Source organism: Mucilaginibacter oryzae (genome assembly GCF_003148845.1).
GTDB classification, from domain to species: Bacteria; Bacteroidota; Bacteroidia; order Sphingobacteriales; family Sphingobacteriaceae; genus Mucilaginibacter; species Mucilaginibacter oryzae.
In genome coordinates this window covers 1-24,962 of the sequence record NZ_QGHA01000017.1, presented here as the reverse complement: position 1 = coordinate 24,962, position 24,962 = coordinate 1, and the positions used below count along the sequence as shown (strand labels likewise).

Sequence of the window (24,962 nt, the reverse complement as noted above, 5' to 3'; positions counted from 1 at the left end):
GCCGGGCAATAAAACTTAATACTTAGCTTATGGAAAAGTTCGCATTGACCCTTCAGTCCCAACCCGAGGTCGCCGCATACCTTACCGGCCGCACCATCGGTTACGAAAGAACCCTATTAAATGAAATTGCAAAGGCGATAACAGATCGTGACAAGGCAAAGCTGGAATGGTTCGCCGGTTTCGGTGATAGTCTTCGTGCAATTTTAATGAATGTTTACGCCTACCGTAAAGGGTTGGAGTTTGGGTTTACGGATATTGCCTTTGATCAATATGGATGGTTCATCCGCCCCAAGTTCCTGGACTATGAAGTCGTGAAGTTAGGCAATAGTGATCGCTACGGTGAGTACAGCGAGATCCGCATCGGCCGTGGCGTGAATGGCATCTGGTCTTATGCCATCAGTTATAGTTACGGCTGTGAGGGCGGTGGCTCGGCCCTATCGGTGTATGACCCGCAGTTTCCCAGCCGCGATGCGGCTTTGTCCGTTGCTTTAGCCAGACTAAAAATGATGTTCACCGCTAAGGTCGGTTCCACTGATACCACGAATCACAAACAGGATATCATTCAGAAGACGTTGAAAGCGATTTCTGATTGTGAAGTAAGCCTTGTACAATTAAGCCTTTTTTAAGGCTATTTGCATAAATACGGCGCATTTCTTACTTTGTACGACCTAAATTTTGGTCATGGTTTACTTACCGATTATTACGGCAATTATCTCAGGCTTGCTGGTTTGGGCGCTGGGGCGCTGGAATGCCAGCAAGGATGAACACAAACAAGAGAAGAAACGGCTCAACCGCTTATTGTACAATATGCTCGAATTAAAGCATTGGGTAGATAAAGAACTTAGTGCTGAACCTTTTATTGCCGGCTATATGGAAAAGATGATGGCAACCATCCTGGTCGCCGCCCCGGATAAGAGCCAGGCTGAACTGGCGGAAATGACCGCCATAATTTCTGCTGGCATTAAACGGGTGATCCTCAAACAACCGCAACTTCCCCGCCTGGAGCAGCATATCGCGGAGATCGTTCGTGACTATTCTGAAATAGACCCTTTCTTCGCTTACGACCTTACCGGCAAATATCAGCTAACCGAGAATTTAGAGTTAATGAAAGAATATTTGACCGGCGTTGTTCCCCAGGATGTTGATATGCCGGAGGCGACTGCTTTTATGAATCAACTGATGTGTCCGACCATGTTGGCTGATCTCCAGCGTGACCTGATCGTTCATTTGCCGCAGATAGCTGGTATGATCAATGATCGCGCCCTGTCCATCGTGAATGAAAACCACCTAAGCTCAAAAGCGGAAATTGACGAGGCCGGGTTGGAAAATTACATACAGGAGACGATGCCCCGTCTGATCGCTTCGGTCAGAATATTCGCAGAACAACAGCCGCTTTAAAATCCATTATCTTTACCTAATGAATGAAAATGGATTGACTTGGGCAAAACTGGATTGGAAGGATTTCCAACGGGTGAGTCTTTTCCTTTACCGGGAAGATCATGACGACCCGGCCATTGAAGAATATTTGCGGCAAGGCCATTTCCAGGCAGGTATAGATCTGCTTTCGTTTAAGCAGGCTACCGGCAGCTATGTTTGTATCCAATGTAAGCATACAGATCTTACCCTCGCAAAACTAAAAAGCGCGCTCAATTTGTTTCTGTCAGGCGAGTTTGCGGGCGAAACAGATACATTTATTATTACCACAAGCGCGGATCTTCAAAAAAAGTTAGCTATCCAGGCTTGGGTCAACCAGCAAAAAATAGCTTTACGGAAACAAAAGGGTATCGCATTCGATGTCTGGGACAGGCATCGGTTGGAAGATCGTTTACAGTGGCACTACCTGATCGTCGAAAAGTATTTTGGCCAGAAGGAAGCGGTTGACAATTGTTTTAAGCCAAGATTCAATGCCCCGGCCCTATTGCCAATAGAAGACTTTATTACCCGGCATATTCAACCCTTTAATGACCAGATAACCGATGACCGCTGGCATACCAGTGATTCACCTCGCTCGACATTGACGCTGACTGATCTGCTTGCCGCCCCTGGCGATAAGAAAGGTATTTGTCTGATCGCGGAAGCCTATGAGGGTAAAACCAGTTTATTCCGGCAAACCGCCTGGGAATTAAGTCAGCTTGATTTGGGCCTTACGCCGTTGGTGCTTGACTTAAAATTCTGTTCTCTTCAGGCAATTACGCAATTACTGGATACTAACTTTGGCACCTGGCGCGAAGTACCGGCAAAAAATCTGATCGTTTTGATCGACGGTTTGGATGAAGTGCCCGCCGAACAATTCAATACGGTTACGGCACACATCAGGGATTTTCAAATGGAACATCCTGCCATCTGTTTGGCGGTATCCTGCCGGACGATGTTTTATAAGTATCAAAACCTTTCGGTTGAATTGAAAGGTTTTGATGCCTACGAATTGCTGGAATTGCACATGCGGCAGATCTTTGACTATCTGGAGCCACCTTTGGGTGGGCGAGAAAAAGCGATGAACTTTTACAGCAAAATGAATGGCCTGGGTATCGCTGATCTGCTGGGAAAGCCTTTTTACCTGATCAACCTAACGAAGTGGTATAGTGCCACGGGTATAGAGATGCCAAAAAATAAAATGGACATCACCAATCGTTTTGTTGATGATTCTTTACAGATCTCCGCTTCCCGTAAATTGCGCTCGGGCCTGAGTTTGGGCAAATACCGTGTCAAATATCGGATCGCCCTACAGCAATTTGCACTGCTCTTACAGATCAAAGGCCTTAATGCCTGCACGGAAGATGATTTACAACCATTATTCGCGCAGGACGATCTGGATCTGCTATTGCAAAGTTCTATCCTGAATATTAAAGATGATCAGTGGTCATTTATTAATGCCATATTTCAGGAACAGTTGGCGGCATTGGCGCTTCAAAAACTGAATGTCGCGACAGTGATCAGTTTGATCACGCTCGGTGATAAGATCAAAAAGGTCAGCAAGAAATGGATTCAGACCTTAGCGACCTATTTATCGCTGTTACCTGAAAATAACGCTGACCGCGATAAGGTTGTCGCTGTTATAGAAGCGGATAATATAGAATTGCTGGCCAAAAGTGAAGGCAGCAAATTCAGTAATGCTTTCCGGCTGGAAGTGTTGCAGAAAATATTAAACAGGACATCACGTTACCAGGCGCGATTGGTCACCATCGACGAATCCGATCTGGCTGCTTTTGCCGGGAATGACGATGCGGTGGTTGATGAATTGCTGGCTGTTTTGCGCAGCGAGGAAGTCATGATCGTTAAGATCGTGGCTTGCCGGACATTGCGCTATCTGAAACTAAGTGCTGCGCAAGCAGATCGTTATGCGCTACTCGCGAAAGATTTGCTGATAGATATGACTAATGCTGACCTCGGCCGTTTGTTACTGGAAGCATTGGCGCACTATCGCCGGGGGGACGAAGTGTTCCTGACGAGGTTTTTGAAAAATCCCGCATTAAAAAACTTCCATGAGTTCCGTCAGGGGTTTTATCAATACCTCGCGGCACATGGGTTGATCAATCGTTACTATGATTGGCTGCTGGATGGTTTTGAGGCGTTACGACAATATAATTCCGATACCCTGCATTTTGGTTCGGAAAAGCGCTTGCTCGATTTACTACTGACTACGCGGGACAGGAAGCATATCTCTAATTTGTTAGAGATAGTTAAGGGTGAAGGGTTTCAAAAACAATTCCGGGATGATAAAGACGGGACTAAGCAATTCTATGATGCGCTAACTAAAGTTTGCGCCGAAATTTATCATAGTGATCCATTGATGATCTTTTCGGTCATTGATTACCTGTCACATACCGGACGGCATCATTATGACAGGGAACCAAATGAAATGTCAGATTTTTTGAAGATCACCCACACTCATGCATTGGGTATGCGTATCGCCTTACTTCCTGTTCACAAAGATGGCCGGCAGAAGTATGCTTATTCCGGCGCATTGCACCCAGACTGTTTTGACGAGTTGCTTTATGCAATCGAAGAGGGTGAACTGGATCAGCAAGGGTTCCGGGTATTTTGCAGTGGGCTTTATTCTAGTGGCCGGCAGGATGATGCGAACAGATTAGAGCAACTCGGTGAAAAGATATTCGGCTTTATCGAGAAGCCCAACCCGCAAGCAAATGCCTGGCATCGGCATGAAGAAGCAAAGCGCAAAAATGATCTTTATTTTATCGGTTCACGTAAGGCGTTCCGAGAAGGGATCATTAAATTATTTGAGTTCGCTGGTGGCCCGGTGATCAAAACGAATACCCTGCATGGACGATTCGATGAGGATAACCTCAGGAATAAAATACCCTCAAGTCATTTGACTCATTTCATCAGTTTACAAGCGGAAGGTAACACGGTGTCGTTGGATGTTTGTCTGCACGCGGTTGATGACGATGTCTATTTTAAAGGCTGGCGCGGTGAACAGCTGCTCAGTGGTTACTTGAAGCGGTATTACCCGGAGTTACTGACAGCGATGTTGAAGACTTACTACGATGAATTGATCGTACATTTCCCTTTTTCCGCGATCAACATGGAAAGTTCCCGGCACTTGGCCTTTCAGGCTGGTTTGCTGATGAAAATATGGGCGGAACACCAGTGGCCCACCGACGACCGGATATTGCTGGAATTTTCCCGGATCAATACGGAAAGTTATGGCGGTATCCATTTTGCGGAGATCAATAAACGCAAATCCGTGACCGCGTTATTATTGCGGCATTTTGCTGAGCAGCCCCAACTACTAAAAAATAAAGTCTTAAAAAACCTGGCCGGCGGTTTACGAAACTACCAGGTTATTGGCACACAATTCGAGATATGCCGGGAACTTAATACTACCGAGGCATTGCCCTATCTTTTAGATGCGATCAGGTTAAAAAAATCAGAATCGCACCATGAAGATGATTATATGTCCTTATATATCGCGCTAGGTGGTGACTATGCCGAGTTGTTGCCCTTGTTCGAGGAAATCACAGATCTTAACGACTATCTGTTTTTATTTATGGTAAAGTTATTGGAACCAATTTACCCTGAAAAGGTAAAGACACGCTTGCTGTCATGTTTGAGATCTGACGTTACAGACGAGGGCAGAAAAATTGAAGCTGCGCAAAGACTGGCGCAGTTGGGTAACCAGGAAGGATTTTTATATCTGATCAATAAATTCGAAGCTGGAAAAACTGCGCCGTTTGATGTTCAGGGAAAAGTTTCTTATTGGAACGTAGACACGCGCTGGGGATTAACGCAATTAAAGCCGCTTATGTTTCTGTTACTGGACGACGCCACGGAGTCGCTCCGGTTCCACCACTCGCCAAAATACCTGATGCTGGAAATATTGAATGGCCTTGCCGCAAAAAGCGAGGCGGATTTAGGCTTGGTCACCGCCTTTATGGATAACTGCGCTAATGAACTATCAGCGATCTATCCAAAAAACTCAGGGCATTTAGGCTGGCATGCCGAACAAATGAATGAACGTTACAGGCAGATCAGTATTGAGCCATTGGGCAATAAGGAGATAAGGCAGTTGTTTAAAACGATCAGCGAGGTTTAAAGCGATTTAAGCCTTTAAATTATTGTAATTTAACAGATGAACCGAAACCAGCAATTACCTCTTTCCAGCCGTCAGGAAACGTTAGAGACCAACTCCCGCAATAGGCTTGCACTGTTGTTCGATGTTGAATTATTTGAACTGCGGCCGGAACATTTGCGGGATAAGGGTGTCGATATCATTGGTGAGATCAAGCACAATGGAGCGAATACCAACTTCCGTTTCGCGGTGCAACTGAAATCTACGGAATCGGTTAAAAAACAAAAGAACGGCTCAATCGCTTATCCGATTGAGATCAGCAATCTGAATTATCTCGTAAATTTTGGTTTACCAAGTTATTATATCTTATATAATGCTACTGCTGATCAATTTTATGTTATTTCAGCAGCTGAAGTATTTCGAGAGGTACAACAAAAGTACCGGCCCGATAAATTACCCAAAACTTATAAGGTAAAATTCACGCAAGTACTGGATCAGCCACAATTGGATGCGATCTACAAAGACACTTTCGAGACGGGCACGTTGCTGAAAAAACTAAACATCCATTTGAGATCCGGTCATGGAAATGAACTGCGTCCAGGTGGTTTGGTCATTGACGAATTGCAGGATGTCTATAGCATGGAACAAAATATGGCGTTCATCGAGCGTTTTGGCATCGAGTTACTTAACGGCCATCGCTTTTCGCAGGTAATTGAAATAGAACAGCGCACATACCCCAGGCCTAAGGCTTCTGCCCGGTTCAATATGATCTGTGGTATCGCCTATTATCACCAGTCCAATCTGTACAGAGCTATCGAATTACTTAAACTGGCTACCAACGAAATCGACAGTTTACATCCGGAAGACAGCAACATGTTATCTTATACCTTGCTCCATGCTAAATATTTGCTGGGTATGGTAGATGAACAGTCGTTCCGGCAGGAGAAAGCGAGATTGGTTTCCAATGAACATTCAGGGACTTTTTTGCAGCTGGAGAATCTGACCGATCAGTTTTTTGAGAGCGAAGACCGCGACCACGGCGGACGGATCAAGGCGTTTTATGATGAAGCGATGCAAGTTATTGCCAAGCATCCCGATTTTCATGAAATACGCGTGGTCGCATACGCGAAAACTTTGAACCTGGAGGCAACTCTTTTATTACATGACCTAGCCAAAAATGCATTACATACATTGGGCCGGAAAGTAGATGTCTACAGAGATATGCTTACGACCGAATGGATCAATTTTGATGAGCAATTTTTAGGGCAGATAAAGGAACTGAATGATTACGCATTAAAACATCAAAACTTTTTGGCGATCAGTAATTTGATGATGGAACAGATCGAATGGCAGTTCCGGAAGGCCTACCACTACCATGCTTTCAATAATTGGGTCAAGGAATTGCAGGGCTTTCGGGCATCACTCTCTGCACATGATGCTGCATTTTTACGGAACCTCTTACAAGACGTGGATAAGATCACTGTAAATTATGAGCGGCTTCAACACAGGGAAAATCAATTTAATAGCCTGCGAACGCGTTATGAGATCCTTCATTTTCTAAGGGATCAGGAAGCGATGAGGAAGTGTGCGTCAGAGATGGAGAAACTGATCGACACCTACGATCTGAATGCTTTGCGCAAATCGTTTAACCAGATGCTACAGGGCGATATGCGGCATCAGAAATTTTTCATAGACCTTGCCCAACGGAGGGCGGCTCTTGACCATGCGGCATTCAATAGTGGCATTATTGAACATTTGTATTGTGATGTAGATGCAGAAATGAATGCGGCGCTCAAACGTAAGCCAAAATGGTCGTTGACTGAATTGTTGCCGTTGAACTTACCTGAGATTAATAAGGCTAAACAGTAAGGCCAGATAAAACTGGCCTTACTGTTTAGTTTTTGAGGGTCTTTATTTTCTCGCTCAGTTCTTTCAGCCCGGCTTTTTTCAAGCATTCATCACCAAAGTTTTTTAATTCCTCACGGTCCTCAGCAGGTATGAGCCCGAGCAGACCAGACATATTTCCATCTTGTCCCGCGCCGTTCTCAATCAGGCTGCTCAACAGTAAGATCGTTTTTCGGCTGATCTTCGCATCAATTTTTACGGCTTCATTCATCCCGGGGCTACATAACAAAGTTTCGTAGACCGTCCCTAACACATCTTTTCCCATTTCGTAAAATTTAAGGTTATATACAAGCCAAAAGTAACTTACCCGATTGAAACGATCCTGTTCAAAATTTAGTCGGGATTAATGGTCAGGGGTATAATAGCCATAATGCCCCTTGCAAAACAGGATACTTACAATGTAATGAATATGCAATCTGTAAATAAAATATTAATTTCAGGCCTGCTTATCACCTAATCCACACAATGGAATTTTTATTTTTATATGTAGAACAGTTCAGGGGCTTTTATCAGCAGGCCTTTAACTTTAGCCCGGAATTAAAATTTTCCGTGGTGTTAAAAACGGAAACTAAGAAAAATAAGGACTACTCAGTTAACATTGAGCTGAATCCCGATTTCGTCCATCTCTTTGATTCCAATATTTTAAATCTGACAGCTATAGTCGGGAAAAATGGTGCCGGAAAATCAACATTATTACATTGCTTAAAACTTATCACGGGGCAGTTGGGTATCCTGACCAGCTCACTGATTTTTGCTATCAGAGAAAAAAAAGAAAAACAACGTGACCGTGTTAAAATTTATCACTATCAGGGCGGCGGTGTCGATGATATGACTTTATTGAATGTGACGGTCAATGAGTCGCTGGAAGTAAGCAAGCTGTATGATGTAATAAATCCCATGGGTTATAAAGTTGAGAGGTTGGGCTTAAATTATAATAAGGAAAAAGTGACGGGACTGGATTTTAGTTTTATGGACGTTTGCAGTGCCTACTATTCTAATATCTTCGACGGCCATCCCGAGCAATACTATGAAGGTCTGGAAAATCTATCGACTGACTATCGTGTAGAAACGTTTTTGAAAAAAGTTATTCAAGAAAACGTGGAAGAGGCGTTAAACAAGAAAAAGGAAACGAAGATCGTTCCCCTTTTTCCATCTTTTATTGCTGATTATCATAAACGGGAGCGTAAGCTTACCTTACAATTTTTAACGTACGCCACTTCAAGGCAGCTTAACCGACTTCCTGACTTACCAAATGCTGTAGTGATCTATTTTAACTTTGATGATTTTAAATATCTCTCGTCGGGATTTAATTCTCGATGGGCACAACCAAAGAAATTACATCAGTTTCAAGAAATAGCAGTTGCAGCTATTAGCCAATCAGAGGATAAACATGAAAATTTCATCAATCTCACGCTACTTTGTACATTTTATTATGTATTGAGATGGAATCCTAAAGAGACAAAAGGTCTATTCGAAGATAACCTTGATAGCGCTCTTGATAGGATAATTGAGGAGCCAGAACGTATCTTCATTCATTTAAAGAATTTACTTGCAAACGTTAACCTTGCGTCGGTTGAACTCCCAACAATGAATGTTGTAAAACACTTGTTAGGGAAACGTTTTGCCAATAGTGTTCGGTCTATGCGATTTACTTCAAAAGAGGATTATTTTCAAGGCAGTCGCGCCCGTTTTGAAATCACTATCGATAATCAGCTTTGGCCTGTATTATCTGCTATAGATGATTTATCAAGTGCCGAAGGATCAAGTTTTCTCGAATACGAATGGTTTGGAGGGATTAGCACAGGTGAGGAGTCAATTATGCTCCACTATGCGCGTTTGTTTGAATTAAAAGCTAAGGTAAAGAAGCGCCCCATATGGTTGTTAATCGACGAAGGTGATATCTACTATCACCCTGAGCGGCAAAAAATGTATTTACGCGATTTACTAGCTGTAATCAAATTGTTGTTCGGGAACAACCAAATCCAGATCATTTTGACAACCCATTCGCCATTCATCGTATCCGATCTTCCAATACAGAACCTGATTTTCATGAAGAAGCAGGACTACCGTTGTACAGTTGTTAATGAAAAAATCCCAATAGGAACTTTTGGAGCTAATATTCATGATTTGTTTAATGAAACTTTCTTTATTGAGAATGCTTTAATGGGTGATTTTGCCAAAGATGAAATTGAAAAAGTAATCAATTGGTGCAGATCCGAGGGTAGCCTAAATCAGACTGAAAAAATCCGGCGTATAATCAATGTCATTGGCGAACCGATAATCAAGATGAAGCTAATGGAGCTATTCGCAAAAAAAATAGGACAGAACACCGAATTGGCACGTTTACAGGCGCAGGAAGCCTATATCAAGGATCGAATTTCTAAAATAACCAACCAATGATCGCTATAAAATCAAATTTACAAAGAAATTTAGATGCCCTGGCTGAGCATCACTGCGCGGAATTAAAGCCATCGATCATTGCCAGGTTAGGAAGTTTAAAAACACGTCAGCAAACATTCATTAATCAAAATATTGACCGAATTCTCACAGGTAAACCAAAACAACTCTCAGATCTGCTAAGCGAGTATAAAAAATTTTGTACCGCTAAAGGTCGGGGCGCTTTACTTGCGAAAAATATCAACAAAGGCCTTAAAAGCGTTTTCAATTACAAACATTTTTCACGCACCAATGCACCAGTTACGGAATATTCCGCCTACACGTTGGTCAAGAAATTAGACGTTAATACGTGCCCTTACTGTAACCGCAATTATACAGTAACCGTTGATAAAAAAAAGCGAGTGACAAGGCCGGATATCGACCACTTCATTTCACAAGCAAAAAACCCGCTGGTTGGCCTATCATTTTATAATTTGATACCTAGTTGCCTCGTATGCAACAGAAGCGTAAAAAATCAGCAGCCGACAGTGTATGGGAGATATATCCATCCTTACGAAGAAGGTTTCGGAACCGCCACGAAATTTAATTTCTTTTCGCTGGATGTCGATAGCCTTACCGGTCTATCTGACAATTATATAGTTACCGTTGAGCATAATACGTTGGAGCCCGAAAAAGTTCAACGCTGTGTGAATAATTGTAAATTATTTAAGTTGCCTGAAATTTATGACGCTGCTCATCATGGCGAAATAGCAGATATCGTTCGCCGACATTATATCTCGGGGGGCAAATATTTAGAAATGCTTCAAGATACCTTTCCGCAGTTGGGGTCGATCGATGATTTATATAAAATAGCGTTTGGTACTTTTTGGAATGAAGAGGACTTTATCAAAAGACCATTGTCCAAACTAACTAAAGATATTGTAGATCAATTGGTTTTCATAAACCCAGTCAAGCCAAAATCAGCAATTTTTCTTTGATACAATTCTATATTTCTTTATCCTGATGTGATCCATCGTTATAGTTCCGAAATCGAAACTACTTAAGCAACTTGTGCTGGATCATATATTTTCAACGAGCCGATCCTGTTCAAAGTTTAGTCGGGATAGGTAGATGTGGTTTGGCCGCGATACATTTGAACCGCTGATCAGTTTGAGGGAGGTGAAAATGGAAGCGGAACGAATGTCTTTAATGCAAATCAAGGAACTGGATATGGTGGCCTGGCTGGCTGGTTTGGGTTACGAACCGATGTCGGTAAAAAAGGGATTTGAATATTGGTACAGATCACCTTTACGCGAGGAAGCAGCTCCGAGTTTCAAAGTCAATTCTTTCCTGAACCGATGGTATGATTTCGGGCTGGCAACGGGCGGTAATCTGGTCGACTTCGGCCTTCGTTATTATGGTTGTAACGTTGCGGAATTGGCAGCACATTTTTTGGTTGGCAGCGCTCTTGCAGTGCATGTTATACGTGACGAATCCCGGATGGTTCCGGAACGGCAATTGGTGGTGAATGAGGTGTGTCCCATCTACTCCTATCCTCTCAAAAACTACCTCCATGAAAGAGGCATCCCGGTAGCCGTGGCGGATGAATATTGCTGTGAGATAAATTACCAGGTTAAGGGTAAAGAATTGTATGGCATTGGCTTTAAAAATGATGCGGGCGGGTACGAGATCCGCAGCAGGATCGCCAAGAGCAGCAGCAGTCCCAAAGACATCACGACCATCCGTTTTGGCGCGCCTTCGGTGCAGGTTTTCGAGGGTTTTTTTGATCTGCTTTCTTGGAGGGTGCTGCACCCTTATGACGACCCGCGCGCAACGGATATCGTGGTGTTGAACAGTGCGGCTTTGTTCGATCGTGCGCTGCCTTTTTTGCTGGCGCATGAGGGGGTGCATTTGTGGCTGGACCGGGATGCGACGGGGCAGCGGTACCGGGACAAGGCGCTTTCGTTAGGAAAGCGCTTTATAGACGAAAGTGGTTTATACAGCCATTTTAAAGATCTGAACGAATGGCTTTGCCACAAGGGTGAGGTGCCGGAAAAGCGGCAGCGCCTGAAAGTGCGCGGTTTCTGATGGATTGGTTAGGATCGCTTTTTCCCCTCGTCAGCCCCTGGGTGAGTTTGCCTTCTACGCAAACGGCAAGATGTATAGTTGTCTTACAACTATTGCCTGCGCCCTCGGAACTCGGGCGCTTCGCGGGGTGCTGCTTTGATGTTTTTTTGAGATCATTGGCTGTTTTTTTTGATAGGTGATGGATGAAGTGAAAGATGATAAAAACGGAAAATTCGCTATTGGCCGCAGCCAGGTGGTCAACTTCCGCTTGACGGGTGAAGAACATGAAAAGCTGCTGTCAGCCTGGAAAAGAACGACGCTGAGAAAGTTGAGCGCCTATATCCGCCAGCTACTGTTCGGACGGGTGTTGACGGTCAAAACGCGGAATGTTTCCGTGGATGAACTGGTAGCCGAACTGGTCCTGCTGAAGAAAGAACTGAATGCCATCGGGGTGAATTTTAACCAGGCGGTGCATAAACTGCATACGCTCGATCATGCGCCGCAAATGCAGGATTGGCTGCGTCGCTGGGATGCGGACAAGGCGGTATTGTTGGGCAAGCTGGATGCGATCTATGAGCAGTTGGCAAGCATTGAAACGGTATGGTTGCAGTGATCCATGAGAGCACAAGTATGGCGCGCGTGATCAGCTATAACGAGCATAAGGTAAAGGCCGGTGCAGCCGATCTTTTGGTAGCCTCGGGATGGCTGAAAGAGCCGGGTGACTTGGGTTTTACCGAGCTGTTACGACGCTTTGAAAAGCTCACGGATCTGAACCAGCGAACGACCAAAAATGCGCTGCATGTCTCGCTGAATTTCGACCCTTCGGAAAAGCTTTCGCCCGAAAAAATGGAGCAGATCGCGGCGGAATACCTGGAGGGTTTGGGCTTTGGCGGGCAGCCTTATCTGGTCTACCGGCACCGGGATGCAGCGCACCCGCATATTCATTTGGTTTCGACCAATATCCGGGCGGACGGGACGGCGATCTCGATGCACAAACTGGCGAAGTTGAGGTCCGAACCGGCGCGGCTGGCATTGGAAAAAAAGTATGGTTTGGTACCGGCTGGCGGTCAGCAAAAAAAGGCGGTGCTCTTACCGGAACCGGTCGATGCGGCAAGGGTCATTTATGGCCGCGCAGAGACCAAACAGGCGATCGGCAAGGTGCTGAATTTTGTGCTGAGGTCTTACAAATTTGCTTCGCTTGCGGAGCTGAACTCGGTGCTGGGTCTATACTATGTAGTCGCCGATCCGGGCAGTTCGGACAGCCGTATCCGGCAGCATGACGGGCTGGTGTTCCGGGTGCTGGATAGCGATGGCGAAAAGCTCGGACCGCCGATCAAGGCAAGTTTGTTCGCGGGCAAGCGGCAATTGAAAGACCTGCAGGTTTTGTTCGCGCGCAACAAGTTCAAGCCGGACGAGGCGGCGCGGCGGGTCCGGGGTATTATCGGGCGTGCCTGTTTAGCGGATCAACTGAAGCTGGCCGTTTTGGTCGCGGCTTTGAAAAAGGATGGCGTCGATGTGGTGTTGCGGCGTAATGATGGGGGCATGATTTACGGCTTGACCTATGTGGACCACGTGACGAAAGTGGTCTTTAACGGTAGCGAGTTGGGTAAAGTTTATAGTGCCAAAGCGGTGCTGGAACGTTGCGGGGAATGGCGGGCCGACGAGGGGAAAAAACAAAACGGCACGGCGCAGCGGCGGGGTATGGTCGCGGGGCATGGCGGCGACCTGGCGCGGGACCGGCAGGGCGGCTATGGGGCTGGCGAGGGAAAAAAAGAGAACGGGACCGGCTTGGTGGAAGTGTTGCTGGATACGGGTTACCAGCCGGAAACGATGGATGCCGAATTGAAGCGGCGTAAGCGAAAGAAAAAGCGGCGGTTATCACCGGGCTATTAAGTTAATTTTTCAGGGAGGGTTTATGCAGACGGGAGAGAATGATCAGGCCATGCGCCAGATCCTGGATATGACACGGCTGATCGCCATTGTGGTGTTGGTGTTGCACTTTTATGTGGTTGGTTACGGGGCTTTTGTGCACTGGCATTTGACGGCGCCGATGGTCGACCGGGTACTCGCGAATGTGATGCGGACGGGTTTGTTCAGCGGTTTTCATAAACCCAAGCTGATCGCGCTGGCGTTCCTGGTCATCGCGCTGATCGGGGTCAGGGGAAAGAAGGATGAAAAGCAGACGGTAAAGGCGGCGGCGCTCTACCTGATCGTCGGGCTGTTGCTGTTCTTTGGCAGCGGCCTGATCCTGCTGGTCCGGTGGAAAATGACCTGGCTGGCGGCCAGCTATATGGGCACCTGCGGTTTGGGTTTCCTGTTGGTGCTGAGCGGCGGGACGATGGTGTCGCGGATCATCCGGGATAAGCTGTCGGGCGACATCTTTAACCGTGACCAGGAGGCCTTCCCGCAGGAGGAACGCTTGCTGGAAAATGAATACTCCGTGAACCTGCCGACGCGTTACCAGCTAAAGGGGAAACGGCGGAATGGCTGGCTGAATATCATCAATCCTTTTCGGTCCACGGCGGTGATCGGCAGCCCCGGCGCGGGTAAGAGTTATTTCATCATCCGGCATTTTATCACCCAGCATATCCGCAAGGGCTTTGCCATGTTCGTTTACGATTTCAAGATGCCCGACCTGTCGGTCATCGCCTATAATACCTGGCTGAAGTATAAGGGGCAATATGCGGTGGAACCGAAATTTTACGCCATCAATTTTGATGACCTGGCCCGCAGCAACCGTTGTAACCCGCTGGACCCTTCGTCCATGCACGATATCACCGACACAGTGGAGTCGGCCCGGACGATCTTGCTGGGCCTGAACCGGGAATGGGTAAAGCGGCAGGGCGACTTCTTCGTGGAATCACCGATCAATTTTTTAACGGCGATCATCTGGTTCCTGCGCCGCTATAAGGACGGTGAGTTCTGTACGCTGCCGCATGTGATCGAATTGATGCAGGCGGATTATGACCAGCTGTTCACCGTGCTGCGGACAGAGCAGGAGATCGATGTGCTGATCAACCCCTTTGTCAGCGCCTACCTGCGGGATGCGGTAGAACAACTGGAAGGGCAGATCGCTTCGGCCAAGATCACCATGTCGCGGCTGGCTTCACCGCAATTGTACTATATCCTCTCAGGTAATGAATTCACACTGGATATCAACGACCCGGCAGCGCCGAAGATCGTCTGCATGGGCAATAACCCGCAGAAATTGCAGATCTACGGGGCGGTGCTGTCGCTGTTCACCAACCGTCTGCTCAAGATCATTAACCAGAAAAACAAACTCAAATCCAGCCTGATCCTGGATGAATATCCTACGCTGGTGGCTGATGTGATACCGACCATCGCTACGGGTCGGAGCAATTTAATTTCGACCTGTTTGGGCATACAGGATGCCAGTCAGCTGCGGAAGGAATACGGGCGGGAGCAGGCTGATGTGATCATGAATATCGTGGGCAACATGGCGGTCGGCCAGGTGGCAGGCGACACGGCTAAAATGGTATCGGAGAAGATCGGGCGCATCATGCAGGATCGGGAAAGTTTGTCGATCAATCGCAGCGATACTTCCATCAGCCGCTCGAAGCAGTTGGAAGCGGCGGTACCGGCCTCGCGCATCTCGGCTCTGAGTTCCGGCGAGTTTGTCGGTTTAGTGGCCGATAACCCGGATGAAAAGATCGAGTTGAAAGCCTTTCATTGTGAGTTACAGAACGACCATGAGGGATTGAAGAACGAGATCGCGGATTATGTCGAATTACCAATAATTCGGCAGGTTAATCCCGGTATTGTTCAGCGTAATTATTTGCAGGTCAAACAGGATGTGCAGGAGTTGATAGAAGTGGTGTTCGAGCGATTGCTGGAAGACCCAGCTAAGGCGCATTTGGTGATTAGTAAAAATAAAGGTTGATAGTAGTTTAAAATCATAATTTCGGTAATTTGGAAACGGTACTTTGTTATAAAAAATGAAGCAGTCGCTTTTCGCGGCCGCTTCATTTGTACTTTTTAACAAATCAGTTTTTAGAAATCAGTGCATTCCAAATTGACCGCCAACTCCACGACGTTTTTGGAAGGGATTCCTTGGTTTTGAGCTTGTCGTTAGATGGTTCAGAGATAGATAGCTTGTTAAAGTATCGCGCTTTCTTTTGCTGGTCCTCTTTCCGACCCTCTTCGATCTGATCTTTGTCCCAATTTCCGGCCCACCGGATATGGTTTTTATCGATCCAATAATGAGATCGGCAGGCGAAACTCCAATTACCAATCGAGGGTGAAAGTGAGATCGACTTACCATCAAATTTCAATTGCCAATCAGTTGGTGATATAGGCGTTACGACCGTGTTTCCACAGCCGCATACACATTTGTGTAATGCCGTACAGTACTCTACAGAAACGTAAAGTATACCTTCTTCCAGCTTTTCTGGCATAAACTCGACAAACTTATGCTGTAGCATCTTCGTTAAAAATTTTAGATACGCCTATTGAATACGAGCTATGGTGTTCTTCTTCAAGATCTACATAAAAACCGCTCAGCTTTTTCCACTTGATCACTGCGAGTACCGCATTCAATGCATTGAGGTCTGCGATCTGAATATTCGTGGTATATTCATTCTGATCATTGTCCTCCCCACTTATACGTTGTGATAAGTGGTCGCTTTTTTCAGCGGTACCGGAAGTGACACGAACAGCACCAGTCAGACGGTCACCAACCACATTCACACCAAGGCCAACATCTATAAAAGATACGCCGCGTGCTGCAAGCCGGTCCGTGATATGCTTACGCACACTGTTGCGATCAACACAAATGAAAACATAACTCATTTCATAAAGTTCGTGAATATTACTGTCACTAATATACCCTGAATGGATGATGATGCCTTTGTGCATGCGCCTATAGGTCGCGCCCAGGTACTCGGCCTTTTTTTGTCGCTGATCCAGATCCTCAACGGAGGCTGCGCCAGGTGACCTGAATGCGTTATGCTGGTCAAAGCTGTCCCCATCGTAGATATGTATCTCACTTACGGGAGTTTTAGCGACCAGGTCCAGTACGTAGGCACCGGTCCCGCCTAATCCCACAATGGCAACTTTCTGACCTTTAAATTTGGCATTGATCATATCAATGTTCGCCCTGCTGGAGTTGGTATCGATGTATTGAAAAACGCTATCGTTCTCCATATCCGGTATCACCTTAAAGGTCTTTTCGGTCACCTCATCATCCAAAAATTTAGCAGGCGCAGCAATGATGTCTGCATAACGCTTCACCTTTTCATAGTAGTCCTGATAACCCGCCGCCGGCTTATTGGAAAAGGACCTGTCAACGATAAGGCCCTCCATCAAATGGGTTGCCGCGTTATTATACTGGATCGCCGTTATCGGGCTTCCGGTATTATCGCAAGGGTTCTCCCCGATAAAATGGATCACATGGTTGTCCGGCGTCGTTGTCGTTGTAGAGTTGGCTAAGGACAACGTACTGACCAGGATACCATATTTGATCTCTTTTGCACTGTTGAGGTAGGGAATCTGGTGGATCTGTAAAAATCCACCATTGATCACTATCTCGTAACCTTCGTCTCTTAGACGCTTCAGGTCAGGACTATGATTTATCAGTTGCTGTGACATCGAATACCATTTTATTCTTAACCCTTACTACAGAATCTTTTACCATCGTGCCCTCCGGTTTAGGTTCCCAGCCTCGGCTGTAAGTCACCGTATAGCCGGTTTCCGGACGGTTGCTGATCGCCCCGAAGGCCAGCACAACCACCTGATCAAAAGAGATCTCTCGCTCCTTCCACGCTTTTGGGGTTGCATTCACAATGATCGTAAAATCAGCCGGGTTTTCTTTTGAAAAGAAATGCTCTTTACCCGGTCTGGCGAGGTCAACGCGCTCATCATCGGTGATCAGTTCATCTTCGAACGGGCGTTCTATCGCCAGATAGATCTCGTCATCAGGTGGGATATTACCTAATTCTCTGATCTGAGTACCACGGATATACTGTTTGTACCAGGTATATTCCTTTTTGTTAATGGTGAACGGTAGTTTTTTCTTAACGAAAAAATACTCGGTCTCAGGTCGTGCCAGGTCAACACGTGCATCGTTCTCGACCAGCTCATCTTTATAGGGCTTGGCGATCGACAGGTATAGTTCTGTATCTAATGGTATACCTGCAAGTTGTTTTAATTCTGCGCCCGTCTTATATTGATCGTAGGTTTCGTATGGTTTACCTTCGATCACAAACTTCAAGGCGACTTTATGCTCTTGTTTCATCATTGTTTTTTTAAAAATTAAAATTCAGTTGTGCCGGTTCATTATTCCTTCCGGCTACTGGACGTACCAGTAATACATTTGATTTTGTACGGCGTTAATTTTTAAGGTTACACAAATAAGACCTGCAGGCGCAGAGCGCTTTTGCAGTGAAAACACTTGAAACTTGCAAATGAGTGAAAAAGGTGGTAAATTTGTATTGCAAAACATTTTACCGATTAGTCTAGAGCTCGTAAGGCTTTCGTCTTAATCACCAATTACAAGCCGAGGTGCTTTCTGCCCTTGGCTTTTTTTATTCTCTGTTTTTTTGTTTTTGAACTTTCATAAAACTTAACTGTGTTATTTCATCAATTATCACAACACAAAAGTTGTAATAAATTTGATATTCTCAAAACTTTTTTTGAAATTTGTTTATTATTTATCAACACGACTAAATTTCACAACATAAAAGTATGGTTCCTGTTTTTAATAATGAGGGAGTTTTGCCGGAGGGGGTGCACGAGGCATCCTTTGAGGAATTTAAGGAACGATTTGTGTATAATTCAAGAAGAAGTGAAATATATGCTGCGTTTTTAATATTGGTCAATGATCTTAGGGCGATCAATTGTTGGGTAGTTTATATTGACGGCAGCTACGTAACAGACAAGGAATTGCCTGGGGATATTGATGTGTGTTGGGATGATGATGATGAGATAGATTGGGAATTACTGGATACGCATTACCCGATATTTTTCGACCTTAATCCCCCACGCAAAGCCCAGCAGTTACGTTATCGAGCTGATGTTTTTCCAGCAAATATTTATGAGGGAAATTCCGGACTGCTATTCAAAGACTTCTTCCAGCAAAACAAAGAAACAGGTAACACAAAAGGCATTGTTAAAATAAACATTCAGTTATGATCAAGAACAGCAAACAAGCAGCTATCACGAAAGTTAAGCTTGAACAGTTAAAGCAAGACTTCGATCAGTTTCAAAAAACGCAGCAGGGCATATTAAATCCTATCCGGTACAAATTAGGGGTTAAATCATTTGAAGGCTTAATCAATGATCTGGCTGGTCAGCTTGAGCGTTATGAGCAACTGATCCAAAGACCGGTCAATCTTTTTTCTGGTTTTAAATTGGTTGACCTAACGGAATTGTTAACCCAGGTCCGGCTAGCCAAAGATATGTCTCAAAAGATGCTGGCTGAAAAGATAGGTGTCCAGGAACAGCAGATACAGCGCTATGAACAGGATGATTATACCAAAGCCTCGTGGTCAAGGATCATAGAAGTTTACCATGCTTTGGGACTCGATATTGCCTTGGTCCCTTTTAACGTAAGCAAAACTGTCAAGCCGACCGGATCAGTAAAATTAGCACAATCCAATAAATGGTCGGTTCCGACGACAATTAACCGTGACTCCATTGAGTCGGCCAGACGTACAACGAAGGAAGTAAAATCATTATTTAAATTTTCAGTATGAGGACGATCACATTTTATTCTTACAAAGGTGGTGTAGGCCGGTCATTGGCCTTAAGCAATATTGCTACACGCCTGGCAGAGATAGGTAAGAAAGTGTGTATCATTGACTTTGACCTAGATGCGCCTGGCTTGCATTTTAAGTTTAATGACTATGAACGTCCGGAGCAGATCGAAAAGGGTCTGGTAGATTACATCTTTCGCTATGCCGTAGAGGGTATTGCAGAAAAGAAAATAAAGGATTTTAGCATTCAGTTAAAGCCGATCAAGAACACATTAAAGCCGATCACTTTTATACCTGCAGGGAATATTGAATCAGATGACTACTGGGAAAAACTCTCGGTGTTACCCTGGTCAAAGCTTTTTTACAGCGAGGATGGCGACGGCATAGATTTTTTTCTGGATCTGAAAGCGAAGATTGAAACGGAGATCGCGCCGGACTTTTTATTGATTGATTCCAGGACAGGGATTACCGACATATCTGCCATTACTTTAAAAATATTTGCAGATGAGGTGGTTGTTCTGGCAGCGAATAATGAAGAGAATCTTTTTGGTTGTAAACGGATATTAAAAAACCTTTATGACCCAGATAAAGCTCTTTTTGGTAATCCGCCAAAAGTCACATTCTTATTGACGCGATTGCCTTTTGAGGACACTCCAAAAGATAATGAGGCTAAATTTGTGATCCAGGAAAAAGTGCGAAAGGAAATGATGGAGGCGCTGAAATTAGATGAATTTGAATGTATGCTTATTCATTCAGATAGCAGCCTGGAGATTGAAGAAAAAAAGATGATTGGGTATGAATATCAATTAGGGGTATCTATCTCAAATGATTATCTCAGATTGTTCGACGCCCTCACAGTTGGGTTTTTAGATTCTTATGAAATGCAACGCTTCAATCAAGTCCGCTTTGCGGATAAGGAGTTTGCGAAAGGGCAATCAGAGGAGGATACATTGTTAAGACTCAAACACTACACCAGCGCTATCGAATTGAACGGCAAGAAAGCGGATTATTTTATTGCCAGAGGATTGTTATACAGTGATATAGAACGGTGGGACGACGCTATCAAAGATTTTAAATCTGCGATAAAGGTCGGAGATCTGGCCCAGCAGCTATCAGTAAATATTGCTTACTGCTATATGAGAAAGGGAGATCATGAGACCGCGCTGAATTATTTATCTCGGGCAAATAACTATACTTCTGTTAGATTAAGGGCAGAAATACAAGTAGAATTGAAAGAATACGAAGAAGCTTTGAACCTGATCAATTTTATCTTGGATCGATTACCTACCGACCATGTGACCTTAAATATGCGCGCCGGAGTGTATAGGGACTTAAATATGTTAGACTTAGCTTATCGGGACGCTTACAGGGCCTTGGAATTATCTCCAGAAGACGAGGTGTATTTTGCAACATTGGCGGAGATCTATGCATTAGATAATAAGTTAAATGAGTTTTATTTAAACTTATCGGTGGCATTGAGCTTCGGGTTGCAGATCGAACACATTATTGATGAAAAGAGTATCTATTCAAAATTTATGACCGACGAGCGATTCTTATCGCTAATGCGGATACACAATTTTGATCTGGATGAATTAGAACTGGCTTTTAACGAAGAACAATGAACTTAAATATTTTCATAAACGGAAAAAACTTCGAAACTCATGAAGTTTATTTTACCGGGCAACAGTTGAAAGAACTTGCTGGAATATCTCCAGGTACAGAATTGTACTTATCGCTAAGAAGACCATATGAAGATGAGCTGATCAGCGATGATCAATTGGTAGATATCTCACGGCCGGAAATGGAATACTTTTATACCAAAAAAACATTAAAGTTCATTATCAACGGTCACGCTTTTAATTGGGATAAACCATATATCTCGCCGGAAGAAATACGAAGCTATGGGAAAGTAGATCCGGAACTCGACCTTTTCAATATTCAGATGCCCGATCAGCCATTGGCGAATAGGGGACGTATTGATCTCGAGCAATTAAAAAGCGCAGAATTTATTTCTAAAAAGCGAGAATTCAATCAGACATTGATCATAAATGGCCGAAGCAAACCATGGAAAGAAGACCTTATCTCTTTTGACCAGGTAATTATTATAGCCTTCGGTAAAATTGATCAATCTATGACGCGCGCTTATACCGTGACCTACAGCCGGGGTGTGGAATCCAAGCCTGAAGGCATCATGGTAAAAGGCAATGAAATTCGTGTAAAAGATAAAATGATCTTCAATGTTACAGCAACTGATAAGTCGTAGTCCTGATCTCAAACGCTTGAGGGACGAAGGATATGAAATAGAAATTCGCAGCGGCTATTTGATAGTAAAACACATTCCCTATTTGGATGCTATGGGTAAGGTTAACTATGGACAATTAGTAAGTTCATTGGCCCTTTCTAGTGATCGTACCGCTCGCCCAGATTCACATATCGTGTATTTTTCCGGTGGCCAGCCATACGATAACAACGGACAGCCGATCATCTCCATCACACACTCCAGTCAAACAATGGATCTGGGAGGTGTTTTGGTAAATCACATGTTGTCCAATAAGCCGATCGGTGGATATAATGATTATTATGAAAAGGTTACTACCTATTCAACAATAATTAGTGCTCCGGCCAAAGCGATTGATGAGCGAGTAACAGAAAAAACATTCAAGGTTATACCCGATACAGACAACGATTCCGTCTTTCAGTATATTGACACGAATTCGAGCAGGTCAAATATCAACGCCATTAATTCTAAATTGCAAAATTATCGTGTTGGAATTGTAGGCTTGGGAGGAACTGGTAGTTATATACTTGATCTTGTTGCTAAAACCCCGGTTTCCAGTATCAAATTGATAGATGGAGACGTTTTATTACAACATAATGCTTTCCGGTCACCAGGCGCTATAACGACAGCGCAACTTGATCAGCAGGTGAATAAGGCGGTACATTTTGCGAATATATATTCAGCTATGCATAAACATATACAGGCTGTCCCTGAGTTCATCACCGCGGAAAATTTAAATTATTTGGATGACCTGTCATTTGTTTTTATCGCTGTAGACAATAATAAGGTCAGAAAACTGGTCTCCGATAATTTAGTAAAAAAGAACATTTCATTTATTGATGTCGGCCTAGGAGTAGAAATGGTTGAGGATCAGCTTTTGGGGACTTTACGTATAACAGCAGGTACACCGACCAAAAGTGACCATTTGGCGATACGGATTCCTAATACGGATCAAAGAAATGATATGTATGCGACCAATATCCAGATTGCTGACTTGAATGCTTTGAATGCAGCACTGGCTGTAATCAAATGGAAAAAGATAGCCTCATTTTACCAAGACTTGGAAGAAGAGCACCATAGTGCTTATTCCATTAATATTTCTAAAATATTCAATGAAGACAGTTCAGCATCAATTCGTTGAATACGTACCGGAATTTGAGCAGGTACAAGAAGGCATTTTATATATTTCAATGCCATTCGCTACAGCTGTACATCGCTGTATGTGCGGGTGTGGGATGGAGGTAGTAACTCCATTATCGCCGAAAGATTGGAAATTAACTTTTGACGGCAAGGTAGTCACGCTGAACCCATCAATTGGGAATTGGAAATTCAAATGTGGCTCACATTATTGGATAAAGAAAAGCGTGGTCGTATTTGACAAAAAATACACTGGCGGAACTCGAAGCAAAGAGATCAAACCCAAAAACCTGAAAAGCCAGAAGGCGCTAATTACCTCAAAAGTCAAATCTTTTAAAATATTCAGGCAAAAAACACGATAAAAAAGTTATTGATTTATTTGATTTATAGAACTTTTCATATATTAGGTGCAACAAACCTTAAGCATGGCGTCACTTTACAATTCACTTCTTCCGTCTGACGAGTCCTTCGTTAAATTTATCGCGGATAACATTTCTTTTACGTTAATACATCTTAGTGTCAACATTCCTGAAGTCGAATACGTATAAGCCATTATCAGCGTTCTTTATTTAACGATTAAGCAATTGCAAATAGATAGCACACAATTTTGTGTATCATGTGTTACTATCGTATATTTGCCCAATTTTTTACTTTAACTTATATTTAAAAAAGACACATTAACATTATGGCAAAGCCAATTAAAGAAACACCCATTTTGACAGGCAGGGATGCTGTCAACTTCTTTCAAGTCATGAAGACAGCGGAGAATAAACGGGTTTCGCCGGCTGAGTTGTCCAAAATCAAAACCAACGCCGAGCGCTTAAAAAACATCCATAAGTAATTAATGCCGAATATTCCGCCTGGTCAGGAGAGGCTTATTCGGCTCACTCCTGATCATGCAATCAAGCCCTTTGATTGCGATGACCAAGACCTAAACGACTTCCTCCTTCTCGAATCTAAAAACTTTTCGAATCAACTATTGGCAGTCACTTACATCCTTGAAAATGATCGGGAGACTATTGCTTTTTTTAGCCTTTTAAACGATAAAATCACGATTAAAGACAGCAGTAATGCAGGTATTTGGTCTTTTTTGAGAGATATTTTCCCTTTCTCTAATGAAATGAAAAGTTACCCGGCAGTAAAAATAGGACGACTTGCAGTTAATAAAAGTCACAAACTAACAGGCATAGGAACGTCTATTATATCTTTCCTGATTGATTCTTTTCTGACGAAGAATAAAACTGGTTGCCGGTTTATTACTGTTGATGCATACAACCAGTCCCTCGACTTTTATCACAAGAACGGTTTTTCGTTCCTAACTGAAAAAGATGAAAATACAGATACGCGTTTAATGTTTCTTGATTTATTTCCATATCAATCTATTATTTCCGATTCGGTAGATTTATAATTTATCTCATCGATCTTGCTCTGCTAAGTTTGGCGTAACTATTTAGATTTGCGACAATTGGAGTTTTGAGATTTCATTGTTGTACTTTCAAGTTCATCTAAGCTATTGATCTCTAGTCTTTCTAGTGCTAAATTAATGAAATGTTCAGCACTTTCGATGGCTCTTAAGTCCTTTGTGAAGTTAGACCGTAGTCCTGTAGAGTCTACCTGAAAATTAGGCAGTTACAGTAAAATGTAACTGCTTTTGTTTTTTCTGGTTACTGTAATAGCCACTATTTGATCTGACAGTTGTGTGTTTTTATAAGTTGTCAGATTTGATTTGTGAATATAGTTTTTTCTCGTGTAAATGCATCGACACAGATTCTTCTGAGCCCTTTTTGTGAGGGCTCTGAAGAATCTGGTCATCGGCGAGCCTCTCCAATAACTTTTCCTGTGCCATTGGTATACTGTCGATGAGCGTTTGCATGGGCGTTTTACCAAAGCAGTATTTCCCGCTATGGGTCCGTTCATTATTATAATTGTACATCCATCTGTCCAGATCTGCCTGGAG

22 protein-coding genes and 1 pseudogene are annotated in these 24,962 nt (G+C 43.9%); 18 read left to right on the top strand and 5 right to left on the bottom strand.

The window, feature by feature from the left end:
• Positions 1 to 29 precede the first annotated feature (29 nt).
• From LX99_RS23760 to LX99_RS23745, 4 genes are read left to right on the top strand one after another with little or no spacing between them, the layout of a single operon-like run.
• On the top strand, positions 30 to 626 hold the full coding sequence (locus LX99_RS23760) for a hypothetical protein (RefSeq protein ID WP_109610539.1): 597 nt from the start codon (positions 30 to 32) through the stop codon (positions 624 to 626).
• Between the two features lie 55 nt (positions 627 to 681).
• Positions 682 to 1,398: a hypothetical protein gene (locus LX99_RS23755; RefSeq protein ID WP_109610537.1), complete on the top strand. Its 717-nt coding sequence runs from the start codon at positions 682 to 684 to the stop codon at positions 1,396 to 1,398.
• A gap of 19 nt (positions 1,399 to 1,417) precedes the next feature.
• A complete protein-coding gene (locus LX99_RS23750) occupies positions 1,418 to 5,554 on the top strand; it encodes an NACHT domain-containing protein (RefSeq protein WP_109610534.1) in 4,137 nt (1,378 codons plus the stop codon).
• Between the two features lie 36 nt (positions 5,555 to 5,590).
• Positions 5,591 to 7,399, top strand: coding sequence for a DUF4365 domain-containing protein (locus LX99_RS23745; protein ID WP_109610532.1), 1,809 nt, complete (start codon positions 5,591 to 5,593; stop codon positions 7,397 to 7,399).
• A gap of 25 nt (positions 7,400 to 7,424) precedes the next feature.
• On the opposite strand, the gene LX99_RS23740 is transcribed toward LX99_RS23745, so the two are convergent.
• Positions 7,425 to 7,700: a hypothetical protein gene (locus LX99_RS23740; RefSeq protein ID WP_109610530.1), complete on the bottom strand. Its 276-nt coding sequence runs from the start codon at positions 7,698 to 7,700 to the stop codon at positions 7,425 to 7,427.
• Positions 7,701 to 7,900: 200 nt separating this feature from the next.
• Here LX99_RS23740 and LX99_RS23735 point away from each other — a divergent pair, with 200 nt between their 5' ends.
• The 6 genes from LX99_RS23735 (at position 7,901) to mobC (ending at position 15,779) form a co-directional block, all read left to right on the top strand.
• The gene (locus tag LX99_RS23735) at positions 7,901 to 9,835 is read left to right on the top strand and encodes an AAA family ATPase (protein WP_109610528.1); all 1,935 of its coding nucleotides are present in this window, start codon (positions 7,901 to 7,903) and stop codon (positions 9,833 to 9,835) included.
• On the top strand, positions 9,832 to 10,809 hold the full coding sequence (locus LX99_RS23730) for a hypothetical protein (RefSeq protein WP_109610525.1): 978 nt from the start codon (positions 9,832 to 9,834) through the stop codon (positions 10,807 to 10,809). The genes LX99_RS23735 and LX99_RS23730 overlap by 4 nt, the downstream gene beginning before the upstream one ends.
• A 133-nt stretch (positions 10,810 to 10,942) precedes the next feature.
• Positions 10,943 to 11,899: a toprim domain-containing protein gene (locus tag LX99_RS23725; protein WP_211319082.1), complete on the top strand. Its 957-nt coding sequence runs from the start codon at positions 10,943 to 10,945 to the stop codon at positions 11,897 to 11,899.
• Positions 11,900 to 12,077: 178 nt separating this feature from the next.
• Positions 12,078 to 12,491: a plasmid mobilization protein gene (locus LX99_RS23720; RefSeq protein ID WP_109610523.1), complete on the top strand. Its 414-nt coding sequence runs from the start codon at positions 12,078 to 12,080 to the stop codon at positions 12,489 to 12,491.
• A 17-nt stretch (positions 12,492 to 12,508) separates the two neighbouring features.
• Complete coding sequence (locus LX99_RS23715; protein WP_170122784.1) at positions 12,509 to 13,771, top strand: relaxase/mobilization nuclease domain-containing protein; 1,263 nt, start codon at positions 12,509 to 12,511, stop codon at positions 13,769 to 13,771.
• Between the two features lie 22 nt (positions 13,772 to 13,793).
• Complete coding sequence (mobC, locus tag LX99_RS23710) at positions 13,794 to 15,779, top strand: conjugal transfer protein MobC (protein ID WP_109610519.1); 1,986 nt, start codon at positions 13,794 to 13,796, stop codon at positions 15,777 to 15,779.
• Between the two features lie 103 nt (positions 15,780 to 15,882).
• Here mobC and LX99_RS26185 read toward each other — a convergent pair whose 3' ends face one another.
• From LX99_RS26185 to LX99_RS23695, 3 genes are read right to left on the bottom strand one after another with little or no spacing between them, the layout of a single operon-like run.
• On the bottom strand, positions 15,883 to 16,293 hold the full coding sequence (locus LX99_RS26185) for a DUF6527 family protein (protein WP_245928004.1): 411 nt from the start codon (positions 16,291 to 16,293) through the stop codon (positions 15,883 to 15,885).
• Positions 16,294 to 16,306: 13 nt separating this feature from the next.
• On the bottom strand, positions 16,307 to 17,485 hold the full coding sequence (locus tag LX99_RS23700; RefSeq protein WP_109610516.1) for a ThiF family adenylyltransferase: 1,179 nt from the start codon (positions 17,483 to 17,485) through the stop codon (positions 16,307 to 16,309).
• The gene (locus LX99_RS23695) at positions 17,460 to 18,134 is read right to left on the bottom strand and encodes a multiubiquitin domain-containing protein (RefSeq protein WP_109610514.1); all 675 of its coding nucleotides are present in this window, start codon (positions 18,132 to 18,134) and stop codon (positions 17,460 to 17,462) included. The genes LX99_RS23700 and LX99_RS23695 overlap by 26 nt, the downstream gene beginning before the upstream one ends.
• 446 nt (positions 18,135 to 18,580) lie before the next feature.
• On the opposite strand from LX99_RS23695, the gene LX99_RS23690 reads away from it, so the two are divergent.
• The 8 genes from LX99_RS23690 (at position 18,581) to LX99_RS23660 (ending at position 24,413) form a co-directional block, all read left to right on the top strand.
• Positions 18,581 to 19,027, top strand: coding sequence for a DUF6932 family protein (locus tag LX99_RS23690; RefSeq protein WP_109610512.1), 447 nt, complete (start codon positions 18,581 to 18,583; stop codon positions 19,025 to 19,027).
• A complete protein-coding gene (locus LX99_RS23685) occupies positions 19,024 to 19,590 on the top strand; it encodes a helix-turn-helix domain-containing protein (protein WP_109610509.1) in 567 nt (188 codons plus the stop codon). Before LX99_RS23690 ends, LX99_RS23685 begins: the two co-directional genes overlap by 4 nt.
• Entirely contained in the window at positions 19,587 to 21,212 is a 1,626-nt protein-coding gene (locus LX99_RS23680; protein WP_109610507.1) for a KGGVGR-motif variant AAA ATPase, read from the top strand. Before LX99_RS23685 ends, LX99_RS23680 begins: the two co-directional genes overlap by 4 nt.
• A complete protein-coding gene (locus tag LX99_RS23675; protein WP_109610505.1) occupies positions 21,209 to 21,853 on the top strand; it encodes a multiubiquitin domain-containing protein in 645 nt (214 codons plus the stop codon). Before LX99_RS23680 ends, LX99_RS23675 begins: the two co-directional genes overlap by 4 nt.
• Entirely contained in the window at positions 21,828 to 23,009 is a 1,182-nt protein-coding gene (locus LX99_RS23670) for a ThiF family adenylyltransferase (RefSeq protein ID WP_109610503.1), read from the top strand. The genes LX99_RS23675 and LX99_RS23670 overlap by 26 nt, the downstream gene beginning before the upstream one ends.
• The gene (locus tag LX99_RS23665; protein ID WP_109610501.1) at positions 22,981 to 23,367 is read left to right on the top strand and encodes a DUF6527 family protein; all 387 of its coding nucleotides are present in this window, start codon (positions 22,981 to 22,983) and stop codon (positions 23,365 to 23,367) included. The genes LX99_RS23670 and LX99_RS23665 overlap by 29 nt, the downstream gene beginning before the upstream one ends.
• A 323-nt stretch (positions 23,368 to 23,690) precedes the next feature.
• The gene (locus LX99_RS25830) at positions 23,691 to 23,846 is read left to right on the top strand and encodes a hypothetical protein (RefSeq protein WP_170122783.1); all 156 of its coding nucleotides are present in this window, start codon (positions 23,691 to 23,693) and stop codon (positions 23,844 to 23,846) included.
• Between the two features lie 3 nt (positions 23,847 to 23,849).
• Positions 23,850 to 24,413 (top strand): GNAT family N-acetyltransferase, encoded by a 564-nt coding sequence (locus LX99_RS23660; RefSeq protein ID WP_109610499.1) that lies wholly within the window; start codon positions 23,850 to 23,852, stop codon positions 24,411 to 24,413.
• A gap of 297 nt (positions 24,414 to 24,710) precedes the next feature.
• On the opposite strand, the pseudogene LX99_RS26180 reads toward LX99_RS23660, so the two are convergent.
• Positions 24,711 to 24,962: pseudogene (locus LX99_RS26180) on the bottom strand (hypothetical protein); the annotation flags it as partial.

Excerpts from the sequence above, each read along its gene's own strand:
- mobC (WP_109610519.1), top strand. The coding sequence starts at position 13,794 with ATGCAGACGGGAGAGAATGATCAGGCCATGCGCCAGATCCTGGATATG.
- LX99_RS23760 (WP_109610539.1), top strand. The coding sequence starts at position 30 with ATGGAAAAGTTCGCATTGACCCTTCAGTCCCAACCCGAGGTCGCCGCA.
- LX99_RS23680 (WP_109610507.1), top strand. The coding sequence starts at position 19,587 with ATGAGGACGATCACATTTTATTCTTACAAAGGTGGTGTAGGCCGGTCA.
- LX99_RS26185 (WP_245928004.1), bottom strand. The coding sequence starts at position 16,293 with ATGCCAGAAAAGCTGGAAGAAGGTATACTTTACGTTTCTGTAGAGTAC.
- LX99_RS23685 (WP_109610509.1), top strand. The coding sequence starts at position 19,024 with ATGATCAAGAACAGCAAACAAGCAGCTATCACGAAAGTTAAGCTTGAA.
- LX99_RS23670 (WP_109610503.1), top strand. The coding sequence starts at position 21,828 with ATGTTACAGCAACTGATAAGTCGTAGTCCTGATCTCAAACGCTTGAGG.
- LX99_RS23750 (WP_109610534.1), top strand. The coding sequence starts at position 1,418 with ATGAATGAAAATGGATTGACTTGGGCAAAACTGGATTGGAAGGATTTC.
- LX99_RS23725 (WP_211319082.1), top strand. The coding sequence starts at position 10,943 with ATGTGGTTTGGCCGCGATACATTTGAACCGCTGATCAGTTTGAGGGAG.
- LX99_RS23745 (WP_109610532.1), top strand. The coding sequence starts at position 5,591 with ATGAACCGAAACCAGCAATTACCTCTTTCCAGCCGTCAGGAAACGTTA.
- LX99_RS23715 (WP_170122784.1), top strand. The coding sequence starts at position 12,509 with ATGGCGCGCGTGATCAGCTATAACGAGCATAAGGTAAAGGCCGGTGCA.
- LX99_RS23665 (WP_109610501.1), top strand. The coding sequence starts at position 22,981 with ATGAAGACAGTTCAGCATCAATTCGTTGAATACGTACCGGAATTTGAG.
- LX99_RS25830 (WP_170122783.1), top strand. The coding sequence starts at position 23,691 with ATGGCAAAGCCAATTAAAGAAACACCCATTTTGACAGGCAGGGATGCT.
- LX99_RS23695 (WP_109610514.1), bottom strand. The coding sequence starts at position 18,134 with ATGATGAAACAAGAGCATAAAGTCGCCTTGAAGTTTGTGATCGAAGGT.
- LX99_RS23740 (WP_109610530.1), bottom strand. The coding sequence starts at position 7,700 with ATGGGAAAAGATGTGTTAGGGACGGTCTACGAAACTTTGTTATGTAGC.
- LX99_RS23675 (WP_109610505.1), top strand. The coding sequence starts at position 21,209 with ATGAACTTAAATATTTTCATAAACGGAAAAAACTTCGAAACTCATGAA.
- LX99_RS23755 (WP_109610537.1), top strand. The coding sequence starts at position 682 with ATGGTTTACTTACCGATTATTACGGCAATTATCTCAGGCTTGCTGGTT.
- LX99_RS23660 (WP_109610499.1), top strand. The coding sequence starts at position 23,850 with ATGCCGAATATTCCGCCTGGTCAGGAGAGGCTTATTCGGCTCACTCCT.
- LX99_RS23700 (WP_109610516.1), bottom strand. The coding sequence starts at position 17,485 with ATGTCACAGCAACTGATAAATCATAGTCCTGACCTGAAGCGTCTAAGA.
- LX99_RS23720 (WP_109610523.1), top strand. The coding sequence starts at position 12,078 with ATGGATGAAGTGAAAGATGATAAAAACGGAAAATTCGCTATTGGCCGC.
- LX99_RS23690 (WP_109610512.1), top strand. The coding sequence starts at position 18,581 with ATGGTTCCTGTTTTTAATAATGAGGGAGTTTTGCCGGAGGGGGTGCAC.
- LX99_RS23730 (WP_109610525.1), top strand. The coding sequence starts at position 9,832 with ATGATCGCTATAAAATCAAATTTACAAAGAAATTTAGATGCCCTGGCT.
- LX99_RS23735 (WP_109610528.1), top strand. The coding sequence starts at position 7,901 with ATGGAATTTTTATTTTTATATGTAGAACAGTTCAGGGGCTTTTATCAG.